Annotated in this window: 6 protein-coding genes and 1 pseudogene; 2 read left to right on the forward strand and 5 right to left on the reverse strand. The window is 66.7% G+C overall.

The window, feature by feature from the left end; all coding sequences use genetic code 11:
• The 5 genes and pseudogenes from I7S92_RS22865 to I7S92_RS22885 all read right to left on the reverse strand — a co-directional run.
• Positions 1–127: pseudogene (locus I7S92_RS22865) on the reverse strand (electron transfer flavoprotein subunit beta/FixA family protein); the annotation flags it as partial.
• Positions 128–265: 138 nt separating this feature from the next.
• Entirely contained in the window at positions 266–838 is a 573-nt protein-coding gene (locus tag I7S92_RS22870; protein ID WP_197647801.1) for a cob(I)yrinic acid a,c-diamide adenosyltransferase, read from the reverse strand.
• Positions 839–851: 13 nt separating this feature from the next.
• Entirely contained in the window at positions 852–1,055 is a 204-nt protein-coding gene (locus tag I7S92_RS22875; RefSeq protein ID WP_197647802.1) for a twin transmembrane helix small protein, read from the reverse strand.
• 104 nt (positions 1,056–1,159) lie between these two features.
• Positions 1,160–1,984 carry an SDR family oxidoreductase gene (locus I7S92_RS22880; protein WP_197647803.1) on the reverse strand — a complete coding sequence of 275 codons (825 nt, stop codon included), beginning with the start codon at positions 1,982–1,984 and terminating at the stop codon, positions 1,160–1,162.
• A 6-nt stretch (positions 1,985–1,990) separates the two neighbouring features.
• Positions 1,991–2,596: an SH3 domain-containing protein gene (locus I7S92_RS22885; protein WP_197647804.1), complete on the reverse strand. Its 606-nt coding sequence runs from the start codon at positions 2,594–2,596 to the stop codon at positions 1,991–1,993.
• 145 nt (positions 2,597–2,741) lie between these two features.
• Between I7S92_RS22885 and parC the strand changes: the two genes are divergently transcribed.
• On the forward strand, positions 2,742–5,054 hold the full coding sequence (parC, locus tag I7S92_RS22890) for a DNA topoisomerase IV subunit A (RefSeq protein ID WP_197647805.1): 2,313 nt from the start codon (positions 2,742–2,744) through the stop codon (positions 5,052–5,054).
• Positions 5,055–5,241: 187 nt separating this feature from the next.
• On the forward strand, positions 5,242–5,368 hold a 127-nt coding region (locus I7S92_RS22895), incomplete at its 3' end, for a GTP-binding protein (RefSeq protein ID WP_242070362.1).

Here is a 5,368-nt window from a genome sequence, read left to right on the forward strand (position 1 = left end):
CCGCGATCTCGTCGAAAGGGTTCATCGACATCTTCACGTTCGCCAGGTCAACTCCAGACCCGTCCGCCTTGACCCGAACCTTCACGTTGTAGTCGATCACCCGCTTGACCGGGACCAGCACCTTCATCGGCCGCACTCCTCATCCGACGCGCCCAGGGGCGCACAAGCTCTCGCCCCGCCAGATAGCGGAAGGCGGCCCGCCGGAACAGAGCAAATGCGACACCTTCAGGCGACAGGACGCCGCGTTTCTGATCGGGGCGGCCGATCAGCGCGTCAGGCCGGGAACCCAGAGCACATCGGCCCTGCCGTCGTCATTGGCGATCCGGCCGGCGACGAAGAACCAGTCGGACAGGCGATTGAGATAGCGCACCGCCTCGGGGTTCACGTCCTCCTCCGTCGCCAGTTCCACCACCAGCCGCTCGGCCCGGCGGCAGACCGTCCGGCAGAGGTGCAACTGGGCGGCCAGGACCGATCCGCCGGGCAGGATGAAGCTGCGCAAGGGCGTGAGCCGGTCGTTCATCGCGTCGATCTCGCGCTCCAGCCGGGTGACCTGGGCCTCGATCATGCGCAGGGGGGTGTAACCCAGGGTCGGGTCCAGATGCCGGTCGGGGGTGCAGAGATCGGCGCCCAGATCGAAAAGGTCGTTGGAAATGCGCTGCAGCGCCGCGCCGGCCTCGCCTTTCGCATGCAGGCGGGCAAGGCCGACGGTGGCGTTGGTCTCGTCCACCGTGCCATAGGCGCTGACCCGCAGGCTGTGCTTGGCCACCCGCGTGCCGTTGCCAAGCGCGGTTTCCCCGGCATCCCCGGTACGGGTATAGATCTTCGACAGGACGACCATTCTTTCCTCCGGATCACGAGCCGCTGCGCAGCCAGGCGAAAGCGACGATCAGCACCACCGCCACGAACTGCACCCCGAGCCGCCAGCGCATGATGCGGTTGGCGTTGCGCTTGTTGAAGTCGCCGCCCTTGGCGAAGGTTCCGATCCCGAACAGCAGGATCGCCAGCACGACCAGGCAGGCCACGGTCGCAAAGAGGAACAGCGGATCGGAAAACATGGGTGCACTCCCTTTGCCCCTGATCTAAGCGCGCGGCGACGGAAAGCGAAGCCAAATTTCTTCCTCAAGAAATTTGTCAAGAATTTTACTTGAAATTCTTGATCTTAGCCCTTGGCGATCAGCCAGTCCAGGGCGCGGGTCGGCAGCACCCGCCGGGCAAGGCCCATCAGATGGGTGGGCGTGGTGACGTAATACCGCGCCTTCGGCCGTTTCGCCTCCAGCGCCCGGATCAGGCTTTGCGTCACCGCCGAGGGGGGAAGCTCGAACCTGTCCTTCTTCACCTTCCTGTCGTAAAGCCGCCCACGCAGCCGCACATATTCCTCGCGCCGGGCGGAGTTCTCCCAGTCGATCCATTGCTCGAAATGCGGAATCGCGTTCTCGCGGATCTTCGTGGCGATCGGGCCGGGTTCGATCAGGACGATGTCGATTCCCGTCCCGCGCATCTCGATCCGCAGCACGTCCGTCAGCCCCTCCATCGCGAACTTGGTCGCGACATAGGCGCCGCGCCAGGTCAGCGCGACCAGGCCGAGGACCGAGGAGCAGTTGACGATCCGCCCATGTCCCTGCGCCCGCATCAGCGGAATCACCCGCCGGGTCAGGTCGTGGTAGCCGAAGAGATTGGTCTCGAAGATCTCGCGGAGCGCCCCCCGCGGCAGGTCCTCGACCGCGCCGGGGCAGGCGAAGGCGCCATTGTTGTAAAGCGCGTCCAATGTGCCGCCGGTCCGGGCCTCCACCTCTGCCACCGCCTCGGCGATGCTGGCCTCGTCGGCATAGTCGAGTCGGAAGCTCTCCAGTCCCTCGGCCCGCAGGCGCGCGCAATCGGCCTCCTGGCGACAGGTGGCAAAGACGCGCCAGCCGCGCACATGCAGGGCCCGGGCGGCGTCAAGGCCGATGCCCGACGAGGAGCCGGTGATCAGGATGGAGCGCATGGAAGGTCAGGGCGCCTCGGGGCTGAGGTAGCGCAGCGCGACATAGCCTTCCAGCCCATCGCCCTGAATGATGATTCGGGCCCATTCGCCATCGACCTCCTGGACCATCAGCGCGGCCTCGCCATTGGCGAGCTTGCCCAGGACCTCGGCGTCGGTCGAGGGATCGGCCCGCACGTTGACCGAGCTTGCGGTGACATAGCGGATCGACTCGTCCCCGAGGGCTGCGGCTTCGGGGGCGGCAGCTTCGGGTTGCGGGGCCCCGGTTTCGCCCGGGACGGGTTCGTTGCCGAAGGAGGCAAGCGAGAAGATCGGCTCCTCGACCGCCGCCACGATCTCCCGGCCCGGCTCGACCTCGACCGCGGGCTTGATCGCGGGGGCAGGGGGGGCGACTGGGGCGGGGGCGGCGGGTTCCGGCGCCAGCGCGGCCAGGGCTGGCGCGGGCTTCGCCACCGGGACGGGGGCTGGCCGGGCCTTCGCCTCAGCCCAGACCTCGTCCAGCCGCCCCTCGGATTGCGCCAGCGCCAGGCCCGGACGCAACTGGCCCCGGTCCTGCCCCAGGGTCATCAGGGCGACGAATATGCCCAGGCACAAGAGTAAGGTCAGGCGCAACATGGGATTTTCCGGTCTGGCAATTGTCTGGTTATTAGCACCGTTCGGCCCGCAGGTTGAGTCCAAAACGCATCGCTTGCCAACAGGTTCCGGCCGGGCCGAGAAACCCATCTGGACCGGACGCGCGGTTTTCCCGTAAAGGACGGGCATGACCACAGATGATGACGAACCCAGGATCGAGGGGCCGGATGGCCTGACCGTCTCCGAACCGCTGTCCCGCGCGATCGGCGAGCGTTACCTGACCTATGCGCTGTCGACGATCATGCACCGGGCTCTGCCGGATGCGCGCGACGGGCTGAAGCCCGTGCACCGGCGGATCCTCTGGGCGATGCGGCGGCTGCGGCTCACGCCCACCGGGGGTTTCCTGAAGTCGGCCAAGATCAGCGGCGACACGATGGGGGATTTCCACCCGCACGGCGACCAGGCGATCTATGACGCGATGGCGCGGCTCGCGCAGGATTTCAACATGCGCTACCCGCTGGTCGACGGGCAGGGCAACTTCGGCAACATCGACGGCGACAACCCGGCCGCCTCCCGCTACACCGAGGCCCGCGTCACCCATGCCGCCGAAGCGCTGATGGAGGGGATCGACGAGACCGCCGTCGATTTCCGTCCGAACTATGACGGCCGGCTGGAAGAGCCCGTCGTCCTGCCGGCGGCTTTCCCGAACCTTCTCGCCAACGGCTCCTCCGGCATCGCGGTCGGCATGGCCACCAACATTCCACCGCACAACCTGGACGAGTTGATCGATGGCTGCCAGGCGCTGCTGGCCGACCCTTCGCTCACCGACGAGGCGCTGGTCGCCCTGATCCCCGGCCCGGATTTCCCGACCGGCGGCGTGATCGTCGAGCCGCGCGACTCGATCCTCGAAGCCTATCGCACCGGACGCGGCGCTTTCCGCCTGCGCGCCAAGTGGGAAGTGGAGGACCTGGGCCGTGGCACCTGGCAGATCGTCGTCACCGAGATCCCGTTCCAGGTGCAGAAGTCCAAACTGATCGAGAAGCTGGCCGAGCTTATCCAGATCAAGAAGGTTCCCCTGCTGGCCGACGTGCGGGACGAATCCGCCGAGGACATCCGCCTGGTCCTGGAACCCCGCGCCCGCACCGTGGACGCCGAGGTGCTGATGGGCAGCCTGTTCCGGAACTCCGATCTGGAGGTCCGGTTCTCCTTGAACATGAACGTGCTGATCGATGGCAAGGTGCCGAAGGTCTGCTCGCTGAAAGAGGTGCTGCGCGCCTTCCTCGACCACCGGCGCGACGTGCTGCAGCGCCGCAGCCAGCACCGGATCGAGAAGATCGACGTGCGGCTCGAGGTGCTGGAGGGCCTGCTGATCGCCTTCCTGAACCTCGACCGCGTGATTGACATCATCCGATACGACACCGACCCGAAGGCCGCGCTGATGGCCGAGGATTGGTCGAAATCGCACATCCGGGCGACTTCGGAAAAGGATTACCGCCCGCCGGCGCCAGGCCGGGGCATGCTGACCGAGAACCAGGCCGAAGCCATCCTCAACATGCGCCTGCGGTCCTTGCGGCGGCTCGAGGAGATGGAACTGAATGCCGAGCGCGACGCGCTGAAGGCGGAACGCGCCGACCTTGCCGACCTTCTGGCCAGCGAGACCCGCCAGTGGCAGCGGATCGGGCAGGAACTGGACGAGGTCCGCAGGCTTTACGGCAAGCAGACCGCGCTTGGTGCCCGCCGGACGCAGTTCGCCGATGCCGCCGAGATCGAGGAGATCCCCTACGAAGCAATGATCGACCGCGAGCCGATCACCGTGATCTGCTCGAAGATGGGCTGGATCCGCGCGATGAAGGGCCATGTCGACCTTGCGGCGGAACAGAAGTTCAAGGACGGCGACGGCCCCCGCTTCGCCTTCCATGCCGAGACCACGGACAAGATCCTGCTGGTGGCCGAGAACGGCCGGTTCTACACCCTCCTCGGCGCGAACCTTCCCGGCGGCCGCGGCATGGGCGAGCCGGTGCGCCTGATGGTCGACCTGCCGAACGACACCGGGATCACCGACCTCCTGATCTACCGGCCGGGGCAGAAATACCTCATCGCCTCGACCGCCGGCGACGGGTTCGTGGTGTCCTCCGAGGAACTGCTGGCCCAGACCAGGGCGGGCAAGGCGGTGCTGACCGTGCGTGACGGGGTGAAGACGGCGGTCTGCGTGGCGGTCGCGGGCGACTCGGTCGCCGTGGTGGGCGACAACCGCAAGATGCTGGTTTTTGCGCTGTCCGAACTGCCGGAAATGGCCCGGGGCAAGGGCGTGAGGTTGCAGAAGTACAAGGACGGCGGGCTTTCGGACGCCACGACCTTTGCCCGCGCCGAGGGGCTGAGCTGGAAGGACCCGGCCGGGCGCACCCGGACCGAGACCGACCTGGCCGAATGGACCGGGGCAAGGGCGGGTGCCGGAAAGATGGCCCCGCGCGGCTTTCCCCGCGACAACCGCTTCACCTGACGCGGCGGCTCGTCGATGACTTCGTCACTCCTCGCAGATAGTCCGACGAGGTGACGAAGTCGAACGAGGAGGTCTGCCCCTCTGCCCAGCCCGATCAGGCTTGAATTTCCCGCCTCACCGGGCTAAGCCGCCGCGCGTGTAATCAAGGGCCCCACCCGGCCCCTTCTGGACAAGGGCGGAAAGCGCGATGGCGAAGGCAAAGTTTGAACGGACGAAACCGCACGTTAACATCGGGACGATCGGTCACGTCGACCATGGAAAGACGACGCTGACGGCGGCGATCACCAAGTATTTCGGCGACTTCAAGGGCTATG

It is taken from the genome of Tabrizicola soli, assembly GCF_015999335.1.
GTDB classification, from domain to species: domain Bacteria; phylum Pseudomonadota; class Alphaproteobacteria; order Rhodobacterales; family Rhodobacteraceae; genus Tabrizicola; species Tabrizicola soli.